At 58.2% G+C, this 22953-nt stretch carries 21 protein-coding genes and 1 pseudogene; 15 read left to right on the plus strand and 7 right to left on the minus strand.

What is annotated here, in order from left to right; all coding sequences use genetic code 11:
• Positions 1 to 454: 454 nt before the first annotated feature.
• From ACI94_RS11025 to ACI94_RS04955, 3 genes and pseudogenes are all read right to left on the minus strand, one after another.
• Positions 455 to 898, minus strand: a complete 444-nt coding sequence (locus ACI94_RS11025; RefSeq protein ID WP_353743241.1) for a 6-phosphofructokinase — start codon at positions 896 to 898, stop codon at positions 455 to 457.
• Positions 840 to 1412, minus strand: a pseudogene (locus ACI94_RS04950) (ATP-dependent 6-phosphofructokinase); the annotation flags it as partial. The gene ACI94_RS11025 and the pseudogene ACI94_RS04950, both read right to left, overlap by 59 nt.
• 1 nt (position 1413) lies before the next feature.
• Entirely contained in the window at positions 1414 to 2337 is a 924-nt protein-coding gene (locus tag ACI94_RS04955; RefSeq protein ID WP_066954581.1) for an aldolase, read from the minus strand.
• A gap of 284 nt (positions 2338 to 2621) precedes the next feature.
• Here ACI94_RS04955 and ACI94_RS04960 point away from each other — a divergent pair, with 284 nt between their 5' ends.
• The 3 genes from ACI94_RS04960 to ACI94_RS04970 are packed head-to-tail and all read left to right on the plus strand — an operon-like array spanning position 2622 to position 4755.
• The gene (locus ACI94_RS04960) at positions 2622 to 3299 is read left to right on the plus strand and encodes an amino acid ABC transporter permease (RefSeq protein ID WP_066954584.1); all 678 of its coding nucleotides are present in this window, start codon (positions 2622 to 2624) and stop codon (positions 3297 to 3299) included.
• Positions 3300 to 3301: 2 nt separating this feature from the next.
• On the plus strand, positions 3302 to 4057 hold the full coding sequence (locus ACI94_RS04965; RefSeq protein ID WP_066954587.1) for an amino acid ABC transporter ATP-binding protein: 756 nt from the start codon (positions 3302 to 3304) through the stop codon (positions 4055 to 4057).
• 8 nt (positions 4058 to 4065) lie between these two features.
• On the plus strand, positions 4066 to 4755 hold the full coding sequence (locus ACI94_RS04970; protein ID WP_066954590.1) for an amino acid ABC transporter permease: 690 nt from the start codon (positions 4066 to 4068) through the stop codon (positions 4753 to 4755).
• Between the two features lie 24 nt (positions 4756 to 4779).
• Here the strand turns inward: ACI94_RS04970 and ACI94_RS04975 are convergent, their stop codons facing one another.
• The gene (locus ACI94_RS04975) at positions 4780 to 7137 is read right to left on the minus strand and encodes a PAS domain S-box protein (protein ID WP_066954593.1); all 2358 of its coding nucleotides are present in this window, start codon (positions 7135 to 7137) and stop codon (positions 4780 to 4782) included.
• A 431-nt stretch (positions 7138 to 7568) separates the two neighbouring features.
• On the opposite strand from ACI94_RS04975, the gene ACI94_RS04980 reads away from it, so the two are divergent.
• The 3 genes from ACI94_RS04980 to ACI94_RS04990 all read left to right on the plus strand — a co-directional run bounded on the left by ACI94_RS04980 (position 7569) and on the right by ACI94_RS04990 (position 10998).
• Positions 7569 to 9602 (plus strand): copper-translocating P-type ATPase, encoded by a 2034-nt coding sequence (locus ACI94_RS04980; protein WP_066954596.1) that lies wholly within the window; start codon positions 7569 to 7571, stop codon positions 9600 to 9602.
• 115 nt (positions 9603 to 9717) lie between these two features.
• A complete protein-coding gene (locus ACI94_RS04985; RefSeq protein WP_150468730.1) occupies positions 9718 to 10542 on the plus strand; it encodes a PKD domain-containing protein in 825 nt (274 codons plus the stop codon).
• Between the two features lie 90 nt (positions 10543 to 10632).
• Positions 10633 to 10998, plus strand: coding sequence for a type II toxin-antitoxin system PemK/MazF family toxin (locus ACI94_RS04990; protein WP_224732795.1), 366 nt, complete (start codon positions 10633 to 10635; stop codon positions 10996 to 10998).
• Positions 10999 to 11001: 3 nt separating this feature from the next.
• Here the strand turns inward: ACI94_RS04990 and ACI94_RS04995 are convergent, their stop codons facing one another.
• Positions 11002 to 12753, minus strand: coding sequence for a PAS domain S-box protein (locus ACI94_RS04995; RefSeq protein WP_066954607.1), 1752 nt, complete (start codon positions 12751 to 12753; stop codon positions 11002 to 11004).
• A gap of 210 nt (positions 12754 to 12963) precedes the next feature.
• Here ACI94_RS04995 and ACI94_RS05000 point away from each other — a divergent pair, with 210 nt between their 5' ends.
• Together ACI94_RS05000 and ACI94_RS05005 are read left to right on the plus strand one after the other, a co-directional pair.
• Entirely contained in the window at positions 12964 to 13245 is a 282-nt protein-coding gene (locus ACI94_RS05000; RefSeq protein WP_083524710.1) for an acylphosphatase, read from the plus strand.
• A gap of 66 nt (positions 13246 to 13311) precedes the next feature.
• A complete protein-coding gene (locus ACI94_RS05005) occupies positions 13312 to 13899 on the plus strand; it encodes a nitroreductase (RefSeq protein WP_066954610.1) in 588 nt (195 codons plus the stop codon).
• Positions 13900 to 14004: 105 nt separating this feature from the next.
• On the opposite strand, the gene ACI94_RS05010 is transcribed toward ACI94_RS05005, so the two are convergent.
• On the minus strand, positions 14005 to 15060 hold the full coding sequence (locus ACI94_RS05010) for a S1C family serine protease (RefSeq protein WP_066954613.1): 1056 nt from the start codon (positions 15058 to 15060) through the stop codon (positions 14005 to 14007).
• 179 nt (positions 15061 to 15239) lie between these two features.
• Here ACI94_RS05010 and ACI94_RS05015 point away from each other — a divergent pair, with 179 nt between their 5' ends.
• From ACI94_RS05015 to ACI94_RS05030, 4 genes are all read left to right on the plus strand, one after another.
• Complete coding sequence (locus tag ACI94_RS05015; protein ID WP_066954616.1) at positions 15240 to 15938, plus strand: S9 family peptidase; 699 nt, start codon at positions 15240 to 15242, stop codon at positions 15936 to 15938.
• A 117-nt stretch (positions 15939 to 16055) separates the two neighbouring features.
• Entirely contained in the window at positions 16056 to 16604 is a 549-nt protein-coding gene (locus ACI94_RS05020) for an ABC transporter substrate-binding protein (protein ID WP_286681162.1), read from the plus strand.
• Positions 16605 to 16706: 102 nt separating this feature from the next.
• Entirely contained in the window at positions 16707 to 17786 is a 1080-nt protein-coding gene (locus tag ACI94_RS05025) for a DMT family transporter (RefSeq protein ID WP_066954625.1), read from the plus strand.
• 123 nt (positions 17787 to 17909) lie between these two features.
• Positions 17910 to 18839 carry a cupin domain-containing protein gene (locus ACI94_RS05030; RefSeq protein ID WP_083524713.1) on the plus strand — a complete coding sequence of 310 codons (930 nt, stop codon included), beginning with the start codon at positions 17910 to 17912 and terminating at the stop codon, positions 18837 to 18839.
• Here the strand turns inward: ACI94_RS05030 and ACI94_RS05035 are convergent.
• Positions 18787 to 20727 (minus strand): cation-translocating P-type ATPase, encoded by a 1941-nt coding sequence (locus ACI94_RS05035; protein WP_066954627.1) that lies wholly within the window; start codon positions 20725 to 20727, stop codon positions 18787 to 18789. The genes ACI94_RS05030 and ACI94_RS05035 overlap by 53 nt on opposite strands.
• A 346-nt stretch (positions 20728 to 21073) precedes the next feature.
• Here ACI94_RS05035 and ACI94_RS05040 point away from each other — a divergent pair, with 346 nt between their 5' ends.
• From ACI94_RS05040 to ACI94_RS05050, 3 genes are all read left to right on the plus strand, one after another.
• The gene (locus tag ACI94_RS05040) at positions 21074 to 21646 is read left to right on the plus strand and encodes a UDP binding domain-containing protein (protein ID WP_273258907.1); all 573 of its coding nucleotides are present in this window, start codon (positions 21074 to 21076) and stop codon (positions 21644 to 21646) included.
• 55 nt (positions 21647 to 21701) lie between these two features.
• Positions 21702 to 22646 carry a hypothetical protein gene (locus tag ACI94_RS05045; protein ID WP_286681163.1) on the plus strand — a complete coding sequence of 315 codons (945 nt, stop codon included), beginning with the start codon at positions 21702 to 21704 and terminating at the stop codon, positions 22644 to 22646.
• Positions 22647 to 22654: 8 nt separating this feature from the next.
• Positions 22655 to 22953 (plus strand): lipopolysaccharide biosynthesis protein (locus ACI94_RS05050; RefSeq protein WP_286681164.1); only part of this gene is annotated, 299 nt, incomplete at its 3' end.

Below are 22953 nucleotides of genomic sequence, written 5' to 3' on the forward strand. Positions count from 1 at the left end.
GCGGGGGAGTTTTGGTGAAGGTACGGGTGATGGTGGGGCGGGTTGAAGAGATCGGTTCCGATAGCCTCAGGCTAATTCGCACGTGGGGGACAGATGTAATCTTCCGGGCAAGGTCTCTCTTGGGGGGGACCCCCTTCCCACCTGACGGTGGTCAAGCTCCGGGCGTTCCGCCCATCGCACTCCCCGTCAGCCCCACCCCCCGTGGCGATATCCACCACGGTCCACCACACAGGGTCAGCCGCGGACAAAACAGGTTTGGGTTACCCCGAAGTCCCACCAACGTATCTAACAACCAATCCCTCTAGTGGACCACTACATCTAAATTTTCACATGACGTCGCCGGGCGTATCGCCACACACTGCCCCCGCTTCTTAGGGGCGGGGGACGAAGTTCCGAAGGAGAGCAGTTTGAGCACCGCAGGTGCGGAAGCGGGGGGCCTAATGAAAGGCTCCTTTCACCCCCCGTAAAATATGCTCGCGATCTTGTAGAGGTCCATATCCACCGTCTTGAGGTTCGCCACCGCCTCCTCGATCGGGACCGCGACGATATCGTCCCCCCGGAGCGCGACCATCTTCCCGAAGTCTTTCTCCTTGATGAGGTTCGCGGCTGCCACCCCGAACCGGGTCGCGAGCACCCGGTCGTGCGCCGTCGGCGATCCCCCGCGCTGGACGTGCCCGAGCACCGTCACCCGCACCTCCATGTCGAGCCTTTTTTCGAGTTCGTCGCGCAGGTAGTTCCCGACGCCGCCGAGCGTCACGTGGCCGAACTCGTCCGTCCTNNCGCTCGTAGCGCGCCCGGAGGTGGTGGGTGACCTCGTCGAGGTCGAACGGGATCTCCGGTATGAGGATCTCGTCGGCCCCGCCCGCGATCCCGGCCATGGTCGCGATCCATCCCGCATGGCGGCCCATCACCTCCACAACCATGATCCGGTGATGCGACTCTGCTGTCGTATGGAGCCGGTCGATCGCCTCCGTGACGGTGGCGACGGCGGTATCGAACCCGAATGTGTAATCTGTCCCGCCGACGTCGTTGTCGATGGTCTTTGGTACCCCTACGACCGGAATGCCCATCTGCGAGAGTTTGTTTGCGACACCGAGGGTATCCTCGCCGCCGATCGCAACGATCGCATCGATCCCGAACTTCCTGATGTTGTCGCGCAGCCGCTGGACGTCCGCCTCACTCTTGAAGGGGTTCGTCCGCGACGTCCCGAGGATCGTCCCGCCCTTCGGGAGGATGCCGGTTACCGAGTAATCGGTGAGCGGCTCGACGTTTCCGGCCACGAGGCCGAGCCATCCGTCCCGGATCCCGATCGTGTCGAACCCGTGCTTCGCCCCTGTCCGCACGACCGCCCGGATCACCGCGTTCAGACCCGGGCAGTCCCCTCCTCCCGTGAGGACGCCGACCGTCGTCATCCTAACACCTCCCTCCCATGCAGATCCTGTTTGCCTCCGCTACACTCGCATCGTCGAGAGTGATCGCCGAAATCGCGTTGCAGAACCGGACCGCCTCCTCGAGCGGCCGCTGGTGGATGTTCCTGCCGGTCGCGTTCCCGACCGTACCGCCGATGTGGATCTGATCGTGGAGCTGTTGCAGGAACTCCTGCATATCGGCATGCGACCCTCCCGCACAGACAACACCGGTCCTGCCTGCGGCCGCCACTGCCTCCCGGAGCAGCGTGGCATCGGTCGACCCGCCTACCTTCGGCGGATTTATCTTCACAAAGTCGCTCCCGAGGGCCGCTGCAACACCTGCTGCGCCCGCGATCAGGTGCGGGTCGCGCTCGTCCTTGACCGCCTTTCCGCGGGGATACATCCAGAGCACAGTAACAAGGCCGTTCCGGTGCGCGTTGTTGACGATCTGGGCTGCCTGAAAGAGCATCATCGGCTCGTATTCACTCCCCAGGTAGACCGTATACCCGACGCCGAGGATCGGAAGTCCGGATCGGTCCCGGAGGTCGACGACCTGCCGGACGAGGTGGAGTTCCGAACTGAGCGGGTCGCGCTGGGAGGTCTTGACCAGGTTGGTCTTTGAGTTGAGTTTGACCAGGTACGGCACGTCCCGATAATCCATGCCGTACCGCGCAATCAGCCCGAGTTGCGTTGCAAAGACCCCGATCCTCGCCCGGCTTGCAATCCGGAAGAGATGCTCGGGATCAGCATCATCGGGGTGGATGCCCTCGCCAAAGAAGTCGTCATTGAGATGCTCGATCTTCTGATCCCCGGCAAAGAGCATCAGCCTCCCGGTGTCGTGCGTGATCTTTTGGTAGTTCTCTCGGTACCTCTCTTCCTCCTCAGCAGGTACATCAAGAGGGATCTTGATATCGGGTGTAGGTGGCATACCCCCTCCTCCCAATTCCCACATACATAAGTGTTGCTGGAGTCCGGGAGAAACGGATAGAGTATGCGATGTAAGGCGGTTTTGCTTCTGTAGCGAGGATGCGGCCGCACTCATTTTATGATACGCTATCCTGTTATGCCAAGCAGGATATCGGCAGAATCCGTACTCGATCTCAAAGTATGTTCCAGAACGTTTATTTTGCTCTCCGTCAGAAACATTTCTAGTACCTGGCACTGTTCTCTTGGCAGATGCATAGTGCCGCATGAAGGTTTAGGGATAGCCAAATGGATGTTCTGCTCATACTTATCGACTGGTTTCCATACCTTCTCTCAGGCATTGCCACCACTCTCGGTCTTGTCCTGAGTGGTCTGGCACTCGGACTCCTTCTTGGGCTTCCCATGGCAGTCGGGCAGGTGTATGGCTCTCGCCCGCTGCGCTGGCTCATTGGAATATATGTCTGGTTCTTCAGGGGTCTTCCCATCCTCGTACTCCTCTTCCTCTTCTGGTTTGGCATATTCCCATTACTGGGGCTCGGTGATCTCTCCGCATTCGTCGTCGGCGGTGTTGTATTAGGACTCCGGGGAGCAGCGTATCAGTCCCAGATCTTCCGGGGCGCCATCCAGTCCATCGGGGAAGGGCAGATGATCGCAGCGCGATCGCTCGGGATGAGCAAATTTACCGCCATCAGTTCGGTTATTCTCCCGCAGGCGTTCCGCATCGCTCTCCCGGGATGGTCGAACGAATATCCAAACATCCTGACCGACTCGGCGGTCTGCTACGCCATAGGGGTCGCCGAGTTGCTTACCATTTCAGCGAGGATGGTTACGCTGACCGGCGTTACGATGCCGATCTACCTCGCAACAGCGGGGATCTTCATTATTCTGAACTATGGAGGCCTTAAACTCCTGCACAGGCTGGAGAAGAGGATAGCAATTCCGGGATTCGGGTCCGGAGCGATGTAAGGATGAATAAAAACGATATTGTGCTGAAGGTCGAGGACATTCACAAGTCCTATGGAGATAAAGAAGTGTTGCGTGGGGTCTCGTTCGATGTTCGGAGAGGCGAGACAAAGGTCTTTATCGGCCCCTCCGGGACCGGAAAGAGCACGCTTCTACGGTGCATCAACCAGCTGACGATACCCGACCGGGGACGGGTCTGGCTCGACGGGGAAGAGGTCACGAACTCGGGAGCCCGGATCAACTACTTCCGACAGAAGATCGGGATGGTTTTTCAGAACTTCTTCCTCTTTGACCACCTTACTGCGGTAAAAAACGTTGAACTTGCCCTGATCAAGGTCAAGGGCATGGGAAAGGCGGAGGCCCGCGAGAAAGCGCTCGCTGAGCTTCGGCAGGTGGGAATGGAAGACTGGGCCGACCACTACCCGGCTGAGCTCTCCGGCGGCCAGGCCCAGCGGGTCTCCATCGCCAGAGCGCTTGCCATGGACCCGGACGTCATCCTCTTTGATGAGCCGACGTCTGCCCTGGATCCCGAACTGACCCGTGAGGTGCTGGAGGTCATGAAGCGCTTGGCCCAGCAGGGGATGACGATGCTTGTCGTCACCCACGAGATGGGCTTTGCCTGCTCGGTTGCAAACGAGATCCTCTTCATGGAGAACGGTTTGATTACCGAACGGGGGACACCGGATCAACTCCTGCACGACCCACAGTACACACGGATGAAAGACTTCATTGGTCGGATTGATTCCCGTCTGGGAGACTGAGAAGCGATATGGATCTGGCAGTCTTTACATTCGACATTCTCCTTCCGGCGCTGATGCAGGGGCTGATCGTAACCCTGCAGTTGATCGCGTGCTCCGCTCCGCTTGGCCTCGCACTCGGGATTGGGGTTGCGGTGGGGAGGCAGTATGGCCACCCCATTATATCCTGGCTCTGCAAGACGTACGTCTTTATCATCAAGGGCACGCCGCTTCTCCTCCTCCTCTTCATCCTCTACTTCGGCCTCCCGACAATCGGTATGACGCTTACTGCGTTCACTGCGTCAGTGCTCGGCTTTATCCTCTGCAACGGAGCGTACAATGCCGAGTACGTCCGGGGGGCGTTGATATCGATCAAGGACGGTCAGATGATCGCCGCGCAGGCGCTCGGGATGACCCGGTGGCAGGCAATCCGCTCCGTCATCCTGCCGCAGGCGCTCCGCCGGGCGATACCAGGGCTTTCGAATGAGTTCATCTACCTGATCAAGTACTCATCGCTTGCCTACATGATCACGGTAGTTGAACTTGCCGGGGCGGGGAAACAGGTGGCGACAAAGTACTTCACCTACACAGAGTCGTTTGCGGCCGTCGGCATCGTCTACCTCGTGCTGGTGACGATCACGACTGTGGCGGTAAGTATATTGGAGAAACGTGTGGCCGTTCCCGGAACGGCCCGGGTCACCACCGCTGCCCAGTTGTTGTGAGTATGGGATTTTGGATGTTTGGGTCTAGTTATTGCGCCTGGCCTTTCTGAGCGTGAACCGGAACGCCGCCCCCTCTTTTGGCTGCCCTGGGACGCGGTCCTCGACCCAGATCCTGCCGCCGTAACGGGCCGTGAGCATTCGGCATATTGAGAGACCAAGGCCCTGGCTTCCCCGCCTGCCGCCCTCCCGCTCAAACCGGTGGAAGATGGTCTCTTTCGCGTCGTCCGGAACACCGGGTCCGGTGTCGGCGACGGTGACAAGGACTGTCTCCTCATCCTGGTCCTCGACCGTTATCATGACTTCGACACCCGGCCCGCCGTGTTTCGCGGCGTTCCCGATGAGGTTTGTGAAGACCTCACAGAGGAGGTCGTCGGCAAGAACCTCAACAGGCATCCCGCGGTAATGGGTATGGAGGTCGGGGTAGTGGGTAATCTCTTCGCGGATCAGGGTCTCAAGGTTGAGTGGGAATAGCCCAACCTGACTCTCGCGAATCTTTCGGATAGTCGCGACGTTTGCCGTGATCTCGATGCCCTTTTTGATCCCGTCTTTCAGTTTGCGGGCGTGCTGAGCTGGTTCTCCGTCGAGTTCGTCGATGAGGAGATCCACGTAGATGTTTGAGACGTTGTCGGCATTCCGGATGTCGTGAGTGAGGATATCGAGGTAGAGGTTCGCCTCCCTGTTCGCCGCTTCAAGTCTCTGGTAGAGCATCCCGCGCAGGATGCCAGCCCCGATCTCCCGGCCGATCGCTTCGAGGAGCGCGCGCTCTTCGGGGGGGAAGGACCTCCGGTTCTTGCTTCCGATGAGGAGCGCACCGACAATGCCGGGCTCCACAATGAGCGGGATACTGGCAAGTGCGGTAAATCCAAGGTCACGGAGGAGGCGTGATTGGAGAGGATCTGGATTGCGGTCCAGTTCAAGGTAATGGGGGAGACCTGTGGTATGGGTCTTGATGAGCGGGGAGGCAGGAGTACTCTCCATCAGTTCCAGGCATTCCTTGGGCATATCTCGTAGATACTGGAGAGTAGCTTCGCCTGGACCGGCCCCGGGGAGAAAGACCGCACCGCCCTCGTAGCCGAGGAGATCAAGCGTCTGGCCGAGCGCCGTCTCAAGGAGCTCAGCGGGTGTCCGGGCTGATGCGGATGTGCCGATGATCCTGTTCAAGAGCAGGAGATGCCGGTTGCTGGCCTGCAGCCGCTCCTCTGCCTGCCTGCGGTGGGTGATGTCCCGCATAACAACCTGAACTGCGGGCATGCCTTCAAAGAGCGTCCGCGTACCTCTTCCCTCGACGGGGACTGTCATCCCGTCAAGCCTGACGACCTGCAGTTCGATAAGCGGTGTCTCTTCTCCATTCAGATCTCGTGCAGAAAATGATCTGACGGTATTTCGGTCTTCGGGGTGGACGATATCGAGGGCGTCCCTCCCGAGAACCTCTTTTGGGCTGGAAGCACCGAGCAGCCTCATCCCGGCAGGGTTGATGAAAATTATCTTTCCGTCGCGGTGAATAAGGGTCGCTTCCGCTGATAGTTCAACGAGCGAACGATACTTCTCCTCGCTCTCCCGAAGTTGCATCTCCATCTGCTTTAAGGGGGTGATGTCCTGGACTCCGACGAGGAACCCCCGGCCGATGCCGTCGGGATTGAGGATCGGGGTGGTTGCCATCAGCGTATGGATGCGGTTGCCGTCTTTACGGATGAGATCGATCTCAAAGACCTCATGCGGCGCACTGTCCAGGTTCTGCAGGTACTCTCCCAGGCATCGAGCGCCTTCTTCATCAACGACTGCAGAGACGGGCATCCCTCTCATCTCGGAGACCGAGTAGCCGAGGATATCGGCCATGCGCTGGTTGGCAAAGACCGTGACGCCCTCCTGATTTATAAGCCCTATTCCCTCGTTGAGGTTCTCTATGAAGAGTCGATACCAATCCTCGTTCTGTCGCAGAACCTCATCAATCCATATCTGTCCAGAGGTATCTGATACAAAATTCTCCCGTATTCCAGGTGGTTCGTCTGATAGGCGGATGACCCGCATACTCCCGATTGGCCCTTCATCAACGATCCTGCACGAACAGCGGACTCTTCTTGCCCCTCCGGGCGACTGGAGTGTACATAGAATACCTGAAATAGGGGAGTTGTTGAGGAGATTTTGCAGGATCTCTCTCCTACATGACTCCTCAGCGATACGGGGAGCCAGGATTTGGCGGATGAACCTTCCTGCTTCGACCCCGATGAAATTTTCTCGATGGATACCGAGGATGTCCTGGAGATGTCTGTTGATGCAGACTACACGCTGTTTGGAGTTGACGACGAGCAGTCCCTCGTCGAGTGTATCCAGAATGCCGTTGAGAGCGAGAATCTCGTCATATATTGGGGTGCATTCATGCATCGACCGATACCACCTATATCCCATCCTCAGACCATTTTTATAATTTAAGTGTAATAAAATATCCCCCTGCACCTCAAATAATTATATGCCATATTTTTGTTGATTTAGTGATTTATCCCTCACTATTGGCGATTACCATGCAGCACGGGCAGTATATCTCTATCTGACGATATAATTCTGTTCATCTTCTCTGGCACGATATCTGTCACCCATCCATCGTCCGATATTACGTTAGATCTCCATATGTGGATGATGATTACTCTTCCTGTAGACTGCCGGTAAATTTACATTCTGAAAAACAGCACCACCGGCCATGACCGGTACCGGCACCGGCATGAGAGGAGGGCATCATCGAAGGCCTTGTGCCTGCTCAAGGAGTGTTGCGCGCTCGGCAGGACCGATGAGATCCCGGGAGTTGAGGTGGGCCAGGTATGGACCATGAACACGGAGCGACTGGCCGGCAACACGAGACGCAACTTGCAGAGGCGCGCCGGCAGAAACCACCGGAGACCCACCGGCCGGGTACAGGACACCATCACGCCCTTCAGGATTTCCGGCGCCGATTCATCATCTCGACAATCCTCACCATCCCGATCCTCATCCTCTCCCCACCAATCCAGGCGTTCCTCGGGATCTTCGTCTGGTTCCCGGGATCGGACTATCTCCTCCTCGCGCTCGCGACCGCCGTCTACCTCTATGGAGGCTGGCCGTTCCTTTCCGGGATCATAAATGAACTCCGGGCAAGGATGCCCGGGATGATGACGCTCATCGCCGTCGCGATCACCGTCGCTTACGTCTATAGTTCAGCGGTCGTCCTCGGCATCGTCGGCGGGGAGGGATTCTTCTGGGAACTTGCCACCTTGATCGACGTCATGCTCCTCGGTCACTGGGTGGAGATGCGCTCGGTTCTCGGGGCGTCAAGAGCGCTTGAGGAACTGGCGAGAGTCATGCCGTCTGAGGCGCACCGGGTTAGGGGCAAGAGGACCGAAGATGTGCCTGTAGACCGGCTTATGGTGGGCGACCGGGTCCTTGTCCGGCCCGGGGAGAAGGTCCCGGTCGACGGCGTGGTAATTGAGGGCAAATCGAACGTCAATGAGGCACTGCTTACCGGTGAGTCGAACCCGTTGGAGAAACACCCCGGTAGCGAGGTCATCGGCGGTGCAATCAACGGCGAAGGCTCGATCGTCGTCGAGGTCAAAAAGACTGGTGCGGAGACCTACCTCGCCCAGGTGATCGACCTCGTCCGGAAGGCACAGGAGAGCCGGTCAAGGACGCAGGACCTCGCCGATCGGGCTGCGTTTATCCTGGTCGCGATCGCCCTCTCGGTCGGCGCGGTGACCTTTGCGGTATGGTTTGCCCTTGGAGAAGGGGCCGGGTTTGCGGTGGAGCGGGCCGCGACGGTGATGGTCATCGCCTGTCCCCATGCGCTCGGCCTTGCCGTCCCGCTCGTGATTGCGGTCTCGACGGCCATCGCTGCCCGTTCGGGCTTCCTGATCCGGGACCGGAGTGCATTTGAGCGGGCAAAGGATCTTCAAGCGGTTATCTTTGATAAGACCGGCACACTGACGGAAGGGAGGTTTGGGGTCACCGATATCCTCGCCCTCGACGGCGCGGGAGAGATCGACGTGCTTGGTGCGGCAGCCTCGGTTGAGGCTTACTCCGAGCATCCCATCGCCCGGGGTGTGATCCGGAGCGCCGAGGAGCGGGGGATTCCAGTACACCCGGCAGGGAACTTCCGGGCGATCCCGGGAGTCGGCGTCGAGGGAGAGATAGCCGGCCGGATCATCAGGGTTGTAGGTCCGGGATACCTTGCGGAACGCGGTATCTCGTCCGGCGATGAGCGGGCAGAGACGCTTCAGCGGCAGGGCAAGACCGTTGTCTTCCTGCTCGAGGACGACCGGCTCACCGGGGCGATTGCGCTCGCCGACATCATTCGTCCGGAGTCGGGGGAGGCGATCCGACGGCTCAAGGCGATGGGGATGCGGTGCATGATGCTGACCGGGGACAACCGTGAGGTCGCCGCGTGGGTGGCCGGGGAACTGGGTCTCGATGAGTTCTTTGCCGGAGTCCTGCCGCATGAGAAGGCCGAGAAAGTTCGCCAGATCCAGGAGCGCTACCGGGTCGCGATGGTGGGCGATGGGATCAACGATGCTCCTGCTCTCGTCGAGGCCGATCTTGGGATTGCTATCGGAGCGGGGACCGATGTGGCCATCGAGAGTGCTGATATCGTACTCGTGAGAAGCAACCCTATGGATGTAGCGGCAATAGTCGAACTCTCGAAGAAGACTTATCGGAAGATGCTTGAGAACCTTCTCTGGGCAACGGGCTACAACGCCGTCGCCATCCCCCTTGCCGCCGGCGTGCTCTTCGGCGTCGGCGTCGTCCTCACCCCGGCCGTAGGGGCGGTCTTGATGAGCGCAAGCACCGTGATCGTCGCGATCAATGCCCGGCTCCTCCGGTTATAGCGGCTGCCTCCTGCACCAGCCACCCGGATGGTTGGTTGAACCGTAGGGTTCAATGCGGTCAAATAGGGGAGGTTGGCCAGTACCTACCGGAGTTGAGTAACTCATGAGGTGCAACATGACAATCCGGATCTTTTCTCTGCTGATCGCCCTCGCCGTGGTGGTTCCTGGTGTTCAGGCCGCCCTCACGCTCGATGTGGGAAGCGACCGCACTGTCTCTGTTGGGGAGCCGGTCACCATCACGGCTCTCTTCAACGAGACGGAGTCCCTCGATACAACAAACCTCTCGGCCTCTGTCAACTGGGGGATAGAATCGATGGAGGTAGAGATTGTACCGGATAACGACCACAACGGCACCATACAGGCCACCTACAACTATCATGCAGCCGGAACCTACGTCGTCACGGTGACGATCGTAAATAATGCCACAGGCGCTGTCGCCCGCGACACCCTGACCGTGACCGTAAGCCCCGTGTCCGCGGAGATGAAGGTCGTCCCAAGGACCGTAAACGAGAAGAGCAACGGTGTTATGACAGTCTTTATCAGCCTTGCGGAGTGGCTCAGGTTCGGCCCGGTTGACCGCGCGAATGCAACCGCATTTGACCCCTCGGAGTTCAAGATCGGGAATGCAACACCAGAGAGGGTCAACTTCTGCGCAAAAGACGGCGGGACGCTCATCCTGAAGTACCGACAGACGGACCTCAATCTCGCCGCCGATGACGGCAACCGGACCGTGATCGGCAACATCACGATGAAGAACGATACGGTTCCGGTGACCGGCAACGGTGCCGTATCCGTGATCAATCCTGGAAATGGTCAGAGAGGAGAGTCCGGAAACCATAATGGACATGCCTGGGGTTCAAAAGAGATGATGAAGAACCAGAAGGAGTCCCACAAAGAGCACCCGAAGCCCGACCGGAACGTAAACGGACCGGCGCTGTAACAGCGAGGGTTTCTGGATGCCCCAGAATCTCTTTCTTACATCTATACGCAATCAATTCCCTTATCGGCTCTGCTGCCTACCATTATGTACATGGGACGATACGTCAGCGGAGACGTTGTTTTAGCCCCCGTGCGTATTGGGGGTCTGGGCGATTGGAAGGTGCGTCCGGTGGTGGTTGTTTCTGAAAAAGATAAGGGCAACCTGCTCATCTGCCCGGTATCGAGCAGCCCGTCAACCGATACACCCTCGATCCCGCTCTCGCTCGACGACTTCGCCAGGGGTGGGCTCGACCTCTTTACCGAGAGTTACGCTCTTGTCGCCCACGCCGCAATCATCCGGACCGCTGACGTCATCGGGAAGAAAGGCACCCTGCTCCCGGAGACACTCTCCATCATCCAGGAGGCTGTATCCATGATGCGCCCTCCTCAGGAGAAGCGATCCCGGCGACCACGGTGAGCCTCAAAGCTCATATCGTTTCAGAAATTCCCGGATCTTCCGCGATTCCATCCATTCGCGGTCGAGCTCGCCGATCTGTTCGTTGATCCTGCGGACCTGTTCACGGAGTTTTTCTGCAGTTTTTTCGTCATCGAGCAGGTCCGCAATCCCCATGATTACCTGGAGCGGGTGACGGACGTGATCGGCAAGAACGGCAAACTGTGCGATGTTGCGCTCCGTCATATCGAAGGCTCGCTCTCTGATCTGCTCATACAGAATCCGTTCGGATATATCTCTCCCGATAGCCTGGAACCCCACTACCGTCCCCTCTTCAAAGATGGGTGAGATGTTCAGTTCCAGTATCGCGGTCTCTCCGTCCTTTCGCCTGCTACTTATCTTGAGTCTTTCGACCTGCTCGCCCTGAAGCACTCTCTGCCGTCCTTTCTCCCATTCTGGAAGGCTTGAAGGGAGGACGTAATCCTCCCATTCGGTTCCCGTCATCTCTTCAGGAGAGTATCCGAGTATTCTCCCGGTCGCCGGAGAGATGTAGTTTAACCCGCCCTGCAGGTATGACGTGACGATAAGGTCAAAGCTTCGCTGGGCGATCCCCCGGAACTTCTCCTCACTCTCCTGAAGTGCCGCCTCAGCCTGCAGCCGTTCGATGATCCGGCCGAGCCGCTCTGCAATAGCATCGAGCAACATCTGCTCTTCTGGCAGGAACGGGCTCCCGTCCACCTCCGGTATCTCGCCAAGGTACCTGACCTCAACCTCACCAAGCCGTTCGCCACGGACGATGATTGGGCTCACCTGCTTCCACCGGGTATTCCTGGAATCACCCCGCCAGTACTCACGGTCGTCGACCCGGATCCGGACCGCGGTCTCATTCGGGTATTGCCAGCCCGAGGGGAGCGTATCGGCAACAGCCTGCAGGAGTCCATCAAGCGTCATTCCCGGAACCTCTACGAGGTGGGCGATGGTGTACAGACACTGAAGTTCGTCCATTCTCTTCTTCAGTTCAAGCGTCTTCTCCCGGAGTGCCTCCTCCATCCGGTTTCTCTCGGTCACATCGGAGGCTATTCCGGTAACACCGATGATCCTGCCATTTTCATCCCAAAGCGGCTTTAACGTCAGATCCCGGACTCGTGCGTCATCCCCGAAAGTGAACGTCACCGTCGCCCGCACCGGCTTTCCCGATTCAAGAACCTGGCGTTTCAGCATTGTTAGATGTGCTGCGTTCTCTGGAAAGACCTCATCGTCCTTTTTGCCGATGATGGACGTATCGGTTTGCCCCAACTGCTGGTTATATGACCAGATGTAGCGAAGGTCCTCATCCTGCGCAAAGGTAACCACCGGCGATTGACTGATTGCCAATTTGAAGTGGTGGGCATCCCGGTCTCCGGTGAGATCCCGGACCCTGATGAGCCTATCCCCGGTAGAGGAGGGGATAGGAATGCTTGCTATCGAGAGCCAGCGCCTTGCGCCGTTGGGCGCCCGGACGCGGCAGAGGAAGGCAGGCAGTTCCCCGCCGTTATTGAGAGTTTGATTGAGCTGATCTGTAGAGGTGCAGTCATCGAGCGTTGGTAGGAGGTATCTGTCAAAGAGGGAGCATACATCTACCCCGTTGATCTCTTCCTGCTGATGAATGGCCAGGATCCGTATGAGAGCCTGATTATACCAGAATATCTTATGTTCGCTGTTTGTTGCAAGAAGACCGTCTTCGAGAGTATTGAGTATCGCACGATCGCAGAGCACCCGGTCCAGATCTGAGTCTACCATTTCTTCCCTGTGCTGGAGTGTGTTATGTAATTTTAGTGGTTTTGGGCTTTGGGGATAAAAAGAGTTTCATCCGATTTCTGTGGTATGTGGCCTGATCTGCGTGTTCATCATATGTGTTGGGCGCCATTCCCAGGCATCAAGGGGTCTTGACCTGCGCTTATGTTAGGGGAATTTGGGTACGGATAAGTTCTTCCACGCAGACCTTCTGATATGGCAACAAGAGTCCGAGTGCGCGTACTGGTCAGCGGTCGGGTACAGGGTGTCGGGTTTCGATGGGCAGTAGAGGATGAAGCCCGGACCCATGGTGTCACCGGCTGGGTCAGGAACCTTGCTGACGGGCGTGTAGAAGCGGTCTTTGAGGGATACCAGGAGCAAGTGCAGCAAATGATTGATTTCTGCCGTCGTGGTCCTGAAACGGCTCGGGTTGATGATGTGCGCGTCATTCCTGAGGCATACTCGGGGGATCTTACCGGGTTCTCCATACTTCGGTGAAGAAGATGCCATGCAAGTCTCGCTCTTGGCAGGATATTAATAACGTCAGTGGACTATAGGAGGTTCATGCTGAGAGATGTAGAGCCGGTTGAGTTCCTCTCTGTGATCCGGGAACGCCGGAGTGTCAGGAACTACACCGACCAGGAAGTCCCCGATGAGGTGATCCGGACGATCATCGCTGCGGGCATCCAGGCGCCGAATGCTCTTGGACTTCAGCCCTGGCAGTTCGTGGTTGTGAAGGATAAGGGCCTGATGCGGCAGATCTCCGACTTCTGTAAGCCGATCCTAGCGGAGAAGATCGAAGGAGAGAGACATGCGGGAACAGAAGAGTTTCTAGCGGCGCTCAAAGATCCCGAATACAGCATCTTCTATAACGCTCCGGTGCTTGTCCTGGTCCTCGGTGCACGGGAGGTCGTATCGAGTGTTCTGGACTGCACCCTCTGCGCGGAGAATATGATGCTTGCTGCCTGGGCGCTCGGGATTGGGAGTTGCTGGATCGGTTCTGCAACCCTCGTCGAGCAGAACCCGGAACTCCTCGCGAAACTGATGGTTCCGGACGATTACCAGATCGTGGCGCCGCTGATCTTCGGCTACCCCGGTCCACTGCTCCCGAAAGCAGAGCGTCGGGAGCCCCGGATAACGTGGATCCCTTAACATCTCTATGGGCATATGAGGGAGGGGGTCATGGGTCACCGACCGGGATCCCGGTGTGGGCCCTGAGCAATTTAGTCTTTGCCGGCGAGCCGCTCGGCCCGCCGCTTACCCGGTTACAGGGCACGCGATTGCTTCCACGGGGATGATCGAGAGCGTGATCTGTTGCCCTCCTCTGATGACCGTCAGGGTTGCCGGTTTTTCGATGGGCCACGTGGCGAGGAAACGATGCAGTTCGTCCACGCATCCCACACTGGTCCCATTTATCGCCACGATCAGGTCGCCTGGCCGAAGTCCTGCCCGATCGGCGGGACCTGCCCTGTTCACCGAGACAACCTCGACCGCCTGGTTTTTAGTGAGCCCGAGCGCCGTGATGAGCGGTCGCGGGAGCGGCCGCGACTGGCCGGCGATGCCGAGATACCCACGCCGCACCCTGCCGTCGGCGACCAGCTGGGGGAGGACCCAGGTGGCGGTGTTGGATGGGATCGCAAAGCAGATGCTCTGGGCCATGGGGATGATGGCCGTGTTGATACCGATGACCCGGCCACGGGAGTCCACCAGCGGTCCGCCGGAGTTGCCGGGATTTAAGGGGGCCGTGTGCTGGATGATATTCTCGATCAGGCGGCCGTCTCTGCTCCGGAACGACCGCCCGAGAGCGCTCAGAACTCCCGTTGAGACGGTCGAATCAAAGCCGAGCGGGTTGCCGATGGCTATTGCGAGTTGACCGACGGAGAGTGATCCGGAGTCTCCGAACGATGCATATGCAAGCCCCGTAGCATCGGCACGGAGCACAGCGAGATCGGTCACGGGATCGGCCCCAACCAGGCGTGCGGGAAGTGTGGCCCCATCCGACGTACGGACCTCGATCCTCCCTGCCCCCTGAACCACATGGTTATTGGTCATGATGTAGCCTTCCGGTGCCACGACCACACCGGAGCCTGCTCCAATCCGCTCACCCCGCCGACCCTGAAGGCTCTTCCCCACGACCACACTCACAACCGCTGGCCCCACGGAATGAACGACCTGGATGACAGCCCGGGAGTAGGCATCAAGGAGGTCGGCGTCCGACTCTCCGGTATCGAGGGTTGCAGAGGACTGATGTGCCCTGGATACCGGTTGAGAATCTCCAACCTGCTGGAAGAGTTTGCAGTTTATTTTATCCATTGTATTATATAATTTAAATCTAATAGTAATGTACTTTCTGCACCGGTTGGCGAGATAACGCCGCGTATGATATGCAAAGCTCGCCCTCTCTTTTGAGTCACGCAGAAGCCCACCGGTCCGATCGTCTTCCTGGCCCTCCCCCGCAAAGGAGATATAGAGGACTGAGTCTACTGCCCACCATGCTTGGGACGGCGGCAATTGAAGTGGATGCAACAAGCATTGAGGTACACCCCACGGACATAAGGAGGGTGCCACAGGCCGACAAGGCTTATGATCTCGTTGAGATCGAGACCGACCGCGGGACGACCATCTGCCGTTACTGTGAAGCGGAGCAGGCCAGAAACGGCGTTGTCATGGTGGGTGGGGTCGGCGGCGGTTTTGACTCCCCTGCCCGGGGACTTTACCCGCGGCTGGCAAAGGACTTCCTGAACCACCGGATCAGCACACTTGGTGTGCGTTACCGGCATCCAACCGATCTCGTGGAGTCGACTATCGATACGGTTCTTGGTATACGCTACCTCGAGAGCCAGGGTCTTTCGGCAATCGGGCTGATTGGGCACTCTTTTGGAGGAGCCGTGGCGATCCAGGCAGCGGCGAACAACCCGGCTGTCAGGGTTGTCGTCGCTATATCAACCCAGGCCGCCGGAACCGAACCGGTCGCGGACCTCGCCGGTCGTGCGGCGGTCCTCCTCCTTCACGGGAATGCCGATCCGGTTCTCCCTCCCCGTTATTCGGAGGATGTTTACCGGCGTGCACACGAGCCGAGACGATTGATTGTCTACGATGGAGCAGGGCATACGCTCGATGAGGTGGCCGAGAGCCTCTATGTCGAGGTGAAGGCGTGGATCCTCAAGCACCTGCCGGGAACACTTGTCTGACCGGTCCTTCACCCTGATGGGACGTGGAGTTCTACACCCCTCCCCTGCAGGTATCGCCGTACAGCACAAGGATCGTCGCTTGCAAAGCCATCGACGCCGAGCTGGAGCGCCTTGCCGATGGTCTCTTCATCGTTCAGTATCCAGGGGACGACGAGCAGCCCAGGGAAGATCGATATGGTCTACGCGGGAATGACGATCACCCCCGAGAGGCTGGAGGCCGTCAACTTCAGCAACCCCTACTGGACGGTCAACCAGGATGTCGCAGTCCGTGAGGACTCGAACGTAACACTTGATGATGTCCTTGCAGGCAAGGCGGTCCTCGGAGCGCAGCGGGGATGCACCGCTGCAACCTGGATCGAAAAGAACCTGATCGAGACAGGAAAGATGCCCGCAGCTAACCTGAAGCTCTACGTCGACACACCAGCTGCCGTCAGCGACCTTGAGATCGGTAGAATCGACGCAGTCATGTACGACGACCTCTCCCTGGGATCCTATATTGAGGGCAAGCCGCTCAAGATCATCGGATCTGTCGAGACTAAGGAGCAGTTCGGTGTCGCTATCCGCAAGGAGGATACCGCTCTTCTTGAGTTCATGAACGAGGCACTTGCAGAACTGCAGGCCGATCCCTACTGGGAAGAACTCAAAGAGAAGTATAACCTGAACTGATCGGGGACTACTTCTCTCCCTTTTTCACAACCTTCAACCTATCTGGAGGCCTTTCCTCTGTATCCACACAAACCTACCGAGATAGACCATAGTGCGTCTACCCTGGCGCACTACCAGGTACCCGTCCTCTGTGCGCTCATAACGGCGGTCCTCATCGGCGGGAGCGCCCCGTTCACCAAACTCCTCCTCGGCGAGGCCGGGCCGCTCGCGCTCGCGGCGCTGGTCTCGCTCGGGAGCGGTTCGGGTGCCCTGCTCTTCTCCATCATCGGGGCAGCGGTGGGTACCCGGAGAAGTTACGTTGAGGCGCCGCCTGGAAAGGGCGATCTCCCCTGGCTTATCGGGGTAATGGTCCTTGGTGGATTCCTCGCTCCGGTAACCCTGATATTCAGCCTCCCGGGAACGCCGGCGGCGACGGCTGCGCTCCTCCTGAACTTCGAGGCCGTAGCAACGACGCTGATTGCCGCGACGATCTTTCGTGAGTGGGTGAGTCGCCGTGTCTGGATTGCGCTCGGGTTTATTACCACTGCATGCATCCTCCTGACCTGGGAGCCGACAGGCAGTCTCGGGCTATCCCTTTCGGCGCTTGGCATCCTGCTCACATGCGTCTTCTGGGCAATCGACAACAACTTAGGGCAGCGACTCTCGGCAAAAGACCCTCTTCTCGTCATCTCCATAAAGGGAATCGGCGCCGGCGTCATCACACTCATCCTCGTACTTGTCACCGGGGAGCAGTTCCCGGATCCATCTACAATCGCTGCAGCCATGATCGTTGGGTTTCTCTGTTACGGCGGTTTAACGAGTATTCTCTTCCTCCTTGCTCTTCGCGGTATCGGCGCGGCACGGGCGGGGTCACTCCTTGCGATCTCCCCGTTCTTCGGCGTCATCTTCTCGCTCCTTCTCTTCGCGGAACTCCCCGCGGGGGCCTTCTATATCGCGTTGCCCATCATGGCGCTTGGTGCCTGGTTGCTGGTCTCTGAGAAGCATTCCCATCCCCACCGGCACCCGGCGATCGTTCACGAGCACCGCCACCGCCATGACGACCTTCACCACGACCACGCTCACACGGCTGACGACCCTCCGCTCACGTCGACCGGCGAGCACTCGCATATGCATGCCCATGATGAGATCGTCCACGAGCATCCGCACCAGCCCGATATCCACCATCGCCACTCCCATCGGTAGGCCGGTGGTGGACGACTTTTACCTTTGTTCTTTTCATGTTACAGAGCTTGGACCTGGATAGACCTCTGTAACCTCTTGGTAGATATGATCGGGTTTATCATCTCAATGATGGAGTGATTTTTCATGCAGAAAATCATCCTTCTTCTCTTCGCTGGCGTGCTCCTCTCCGCCGGATGCCTCACCGCGAGTGAGCCCCCGAGAGAGGCAGGTATTGCGCTGATCACGCCGGCAGACCCGGCCCCCATCTTCGGCGGCCAGGCAACCATCAGCGAGATCGTCGGCCGGGAGATACCCGGAGTCCAGACCAACTACAGCCTGGGATACGTTGTCATCCCACCGGGTAACGCAACGCCCCCACACCGGTTGCTCGGAAGCACCGAGGTAGTCCACGTGATCGGCGGGGTGGCAGAGATCTCCTGTAATAACGAGACGGTGATCATTCGCGAGGGAGAGACCGTACTCCTGCCGGAAGGGGCCCTGCAGTCGATAACCTCCATCGGGGAGACCGATCTTTCCTATCTCAGTGCAGTTCAGCCGCCCTTTACGGAGGAAATCGAGGTTCTGGTAGACGGACCTGACCCGTCAAACAAGATGACGGATGGTGCGCCGCTTGTCATCGCCGATCCCCGGGGAGGGATCGAGTGGGACCTTGAGTCGCAGGCGGCAGCTTACACCCTCTTAAACCCGGTGCTGATGAACGAGACAGTGATCCCGATCGCTTACAGCATTGCCTACGTGGAACTCCTGCCGGGCGGATATCTGGGCTTTGATGGAATCCGTGATTCATCCGATCTCCTCTACGTGATTGAGGGTGAGATTGAGGTCGCCACGCCCGATGGGGGGACGATCCGTATTCCAGCAGGGAGCGCTGCCTACATCCCCCCCAACGTGGTGAAGGAGACCCGGAACACCGTAAACAAAACGACAGTGATCCTCTCGTTCATCGATCCGACGTGGACACCGGAAAAGACCGGCCTCTGGGGTTGGAAACCCTCCTTTTTTACGGCTGATTCCCGTCGTTCGGCCGGCCTATCCGCAGAGCATTGGCAATGACCGCAAGCGAGAGCCCCATATCCCCGATTGCCACCGCCATCCAGAGGGTGGCCAGACCCGGGACGGCGAGTGCGGCGATGCCGAGTTTGACGACGAGTGCTGCTGTGACATTCTGCCGGATGACCGAGACGGTCTTCTTGGAGAGAGTTACGAGGTAGGCAATCCGGGATATGTCGTCCTCCATCACGACGATATCGGCTGCCTCGATCGCGACATCCGACCCTATGGCCCCCATCGCGACCCCGACATTCGCCCGGGCAAGCGCCGGCGCGTCGTTCACGCCATCACCGACCATCACCACGAGCCCGTAGCGTTCCATCAGCCGCTCGACCATTGTCACCTTCTCCTCGGGGAGGAGTCCGGCATGGCACTCGTCGATCCCGATGCGGCGGGCCACTGCACTCCCTACGCGCTCGTTGTCCCCGGTGAGCATCACCGTCCGGATATTGCGCGACTTAAGTTCGGCCACCGTCTCTTGCGCATTCTCGCGGATCACGTCGGAGAGCGCGATGAGTCCGATGACCTGTGAGTCAGTGCCGGCGAGAACGACGGTCTTTCCTTCGTTCTCCAGCCGCTCGTAGGCAGTCCGCCAGAGCCCGCTCTCAAGCCCGGCAAAGAGCGCCTCGTTTCCGAGGAGGTAGTTCTCGCTGCCGATCCTGCCCTGAACTCCTCTGCCGGTGATCGAGGCGAACTCCTCCACATCCCGGAGCGCGATGCCCTCCTCCACCGCCCGCCGCCGAACCGCTTCTGCGATCGGGTGACCGGAACGGGACTCAAGCGACGCAGCGATCCTGAGTACCTCCCCCGCCGGCATCGCAAGACCGATCACATCGACCACCTCAAGCCTTCCGGTCGTGAGCGTCCCGGTTTTGTCGAAAACGACCACCTTTGCGTGTCCCACGGCCTCGAGGGAGTCCCTGCCCTTGATGAGCACCCCGTTACGCGCTGCAGTCGTGATCCCCGAGACCATCGAGACCGGGGTGGATATGGCAAGTGCGCAGGGACAGGCTATGACGAGGAGGATCAGCGCCCGGTAAAACGCCTCGATGAATGGGACACCGAAGGCGAGCGGGGGGATCACGACGAGGAGGGCGGCGAGGAGGATGATCGCCGGGGTGTAGTATCGTGAGAACCGCTCGATGAAGGCCTCGGTGGGGGAGGTGTGGGCCTGGGCTTCCGCGACCAGGGCCACGACCCGGGCAATCGTGCTCTCCTCTTCGGGCTTTGTCACCCGAACCTCGAGGTAGCCTTCCACGTTCTGGGTCCCGGCGTAGACATCGTCCCCGACACCTTTTGCCACCGGGACGCTCTCTCCCGTGATCGCGGCCTGGTTGACCGAGGATACGCCGGCAATGACAACGCCGTCGAGCGGGACGGTGTCGCCAGGTCTGACGATCGCGATCTCCCCGACTCCGACCTCGCCGACGGGGACGATCACCTCACCATCGCCCCGCCGGACCCGAGCGGTCTGCGGAGCGATCTCAAGGAGCGAGGCTATCGAGCGCTCCGCCCTCCCGGCAGCATACTCTTCCAGGAACTCGGCGATGGCGTAGAGATAGAGAACTGTCGCACCCTCGGCAGGATTGCCCGTCAGGAACGCACCTGCTGCTGCGATGGATATCAACACGGAGATGCTGAACTGGAGCCGGATCAGGGCAAGGAACCCGGACCTCAGGACCTCGTAACCGGAGATGATCGCGGCGGCGAGCAGCAGGATCGTGCCGATGAACGGGTACGGTGTGAAGTACTCAATAAATATGCCGAGAAGCAGAAGGGCGCCCGAGACCGCGAAGATCGTGATCTGGCGGCGGGTGATGGCCGGTCTGTGGATCTCGCAGACCCCGGCCCGGCAGCGTGGGCAGGATGGACACGCGTCATCCCCTGCCATGGTCTACCCCCGAATGCTCTTCGATCTTTTGGACGCGGGACTCCAGCATACTGCAGAGGTGTTGGGCAGCTCTGCATAAATATAGTGAGGACCTCATGTCCAGGCAATGCCTGGGTAAGTTTCACAGTAATTGACGTGAGAAATTCTCCTGCGGCACTGGCGAGACTGCCCTAATTTGCATAATTGGATCCGATCGATCCCGGAATTAATGGTAATACCGCGATGAGGCCACTAGGTCCTGACATCGCTCCACTCTAATCAGAACTGCATGGATTTCAAGAACATTTAAATAGTAAAGTTCCTGGAATACCCTGCATCAGGGTATGGCTCTAGAGGAGACCGCCTTATGATTCAGGGATCGATAGCGAGTTTATCTGTTTGCGTCGTCGGCCTTGGATACGTTGGCTACCCTCTCACTGTCGCGTTCTCGCAACATCTTCGAACAATTGGTGACCTCGATGTGAACATCCTGGCCGGCCGGGCGATCAACGACGCCATGCCCAAACACATCGCCGAGATCGCGATCAAGGAGCTGAACCGGGTCGGCAAGGTGATCCGGGATTCAATAGTCCTCATCATGGGCCTGACCTACAAAGAGAACGTCCCCGATACAAGGGAGAGCCCGGCCGAGGAGGTGATCCACGAGCTCAAGGAGTTCGATATCGATGTGTCCGGGTATGACCCCCTTCTCTCCCCGGCCGAGATCGAACAGTTCGGGGCAAAGCCAGTTGCGTCGCTCAAGGGGCTCGAGGATCCGGTGGACTGCATCATTATCAATTCGCCGCACAGTGTCTTTGCGGGGCTGACGCTGGATGCGGTGCTCTCCATCTGTGATGGGAAGCCGATCATCGTGGACGTGACCGGGATGCTCCGGAATAATGGTGGGGTGCGGGAGGAGTGTATGTATTGTACGTTGTGAGATCCCCGGTTATGACGAAAAGGAGCGGAAACATAACCTTTCGAGGGATAAATGCATGGACGTAATCATCGTCGTTCACACCGAGTTTGGATTTGTACATGCCAGAGAGGTTATCCCTGACAAGAATGCCACGGAGGGCGTCAGCAAGGGTGTCCCGAACCTGATCAAGGTTGCGGATAGACACGGAGCCAAGGTAACATTTGCCGTAATGCCTGAGGTGGTTGGCGCTTTCCCAAGGGACATCAACCACGAAGTCGGGCTGCATATCCACCCGGGATGGGAAGAATTCTGGCAGAGCGGCTTCACCTTTCATGTCGGTGACAAGTACCTGCGGGAGCATTGTCATCAATCATCCACCTCCACGGTGCTGAGAGGCTACCCATACAAAGAACAGCTCGATATGATCCAGACTGGTTCGGACTGCATCACCGAATCGTTGGGGGTCAGACCGACCACGTTTGTGGCTGGTAAGTGGTCTATCGATAACAATACGGTCAGAGCACTGATATCCGCAGGAGTGGAACGGGACTGCTCAGCCCCCGCCCATTCAAGGCCCTGCCATTATGACTGGTCAAAACTGCCTCGTATCTGTATGCCGTACCGTCCCAGCGAGCATGACTATCAGGAGAAGGGCGATCTTCCTCTCCTGATTGTGCCCATATCTCAGATGTTCCATGCCGGAAATGTAAACCCCGAAGTTGTTCCCCAAGTTGGCCTATCCTGGCTGAAGGCGTGTATCACCGAGTACTACAGTCAGAGGATGCCCCTCTTCCACATCTGCCTCCACTCGCCCTGCATGACAGATCCTTACTTCCTCTCGGTGATGGATGAGTTTCTGGGGTTCATAGCCCAGCACCGGAATATCAACTTCAGATTTGCATCTGAGGTTCATGAGTATGCCCCGGTCAATCCCTCCACTCGAGTTGTCCCGTATTTGTTAGGTCTAAATAGGAATATTCTCGGATTGGGCTGGAAAGCGGCATTTAAAAAGATATTTTGATGAAATCTATGACTAATTCATATAGCATACTATTCGCTCTCACCAATACCATCTACAGAGCGATCTTCCATGAAGAGATCAGTACTGAGGTTGAAAAGTTTATCAAAAACCTCTCCTACGTGGGCATCGGGACGATTGTCGCATCAGTCTTCTCGTTTTCGTTTAATATACTTGCAGGTCGCTGGTTAGGGCCTTCGGAGTATGGGACATTCACGCTGATCCAATCGGTGGCCATGTTCCTCTACATCCCCATGCTGCTCGGTTTCCACACGGCAATGGTCAAGTACAATGCCGAAAAAGTCGATTT

Source organism: Methanoculleus sp. DTU007 (genome assembly GCF_001512385.1).
Taxonomy (GTDB): Archaea; Halobacteriota; Methanomicrobia; order Methanomicrobiales; family Methanoculleaceae; genus Methanoculleus; species Methanoculleus thermophilus.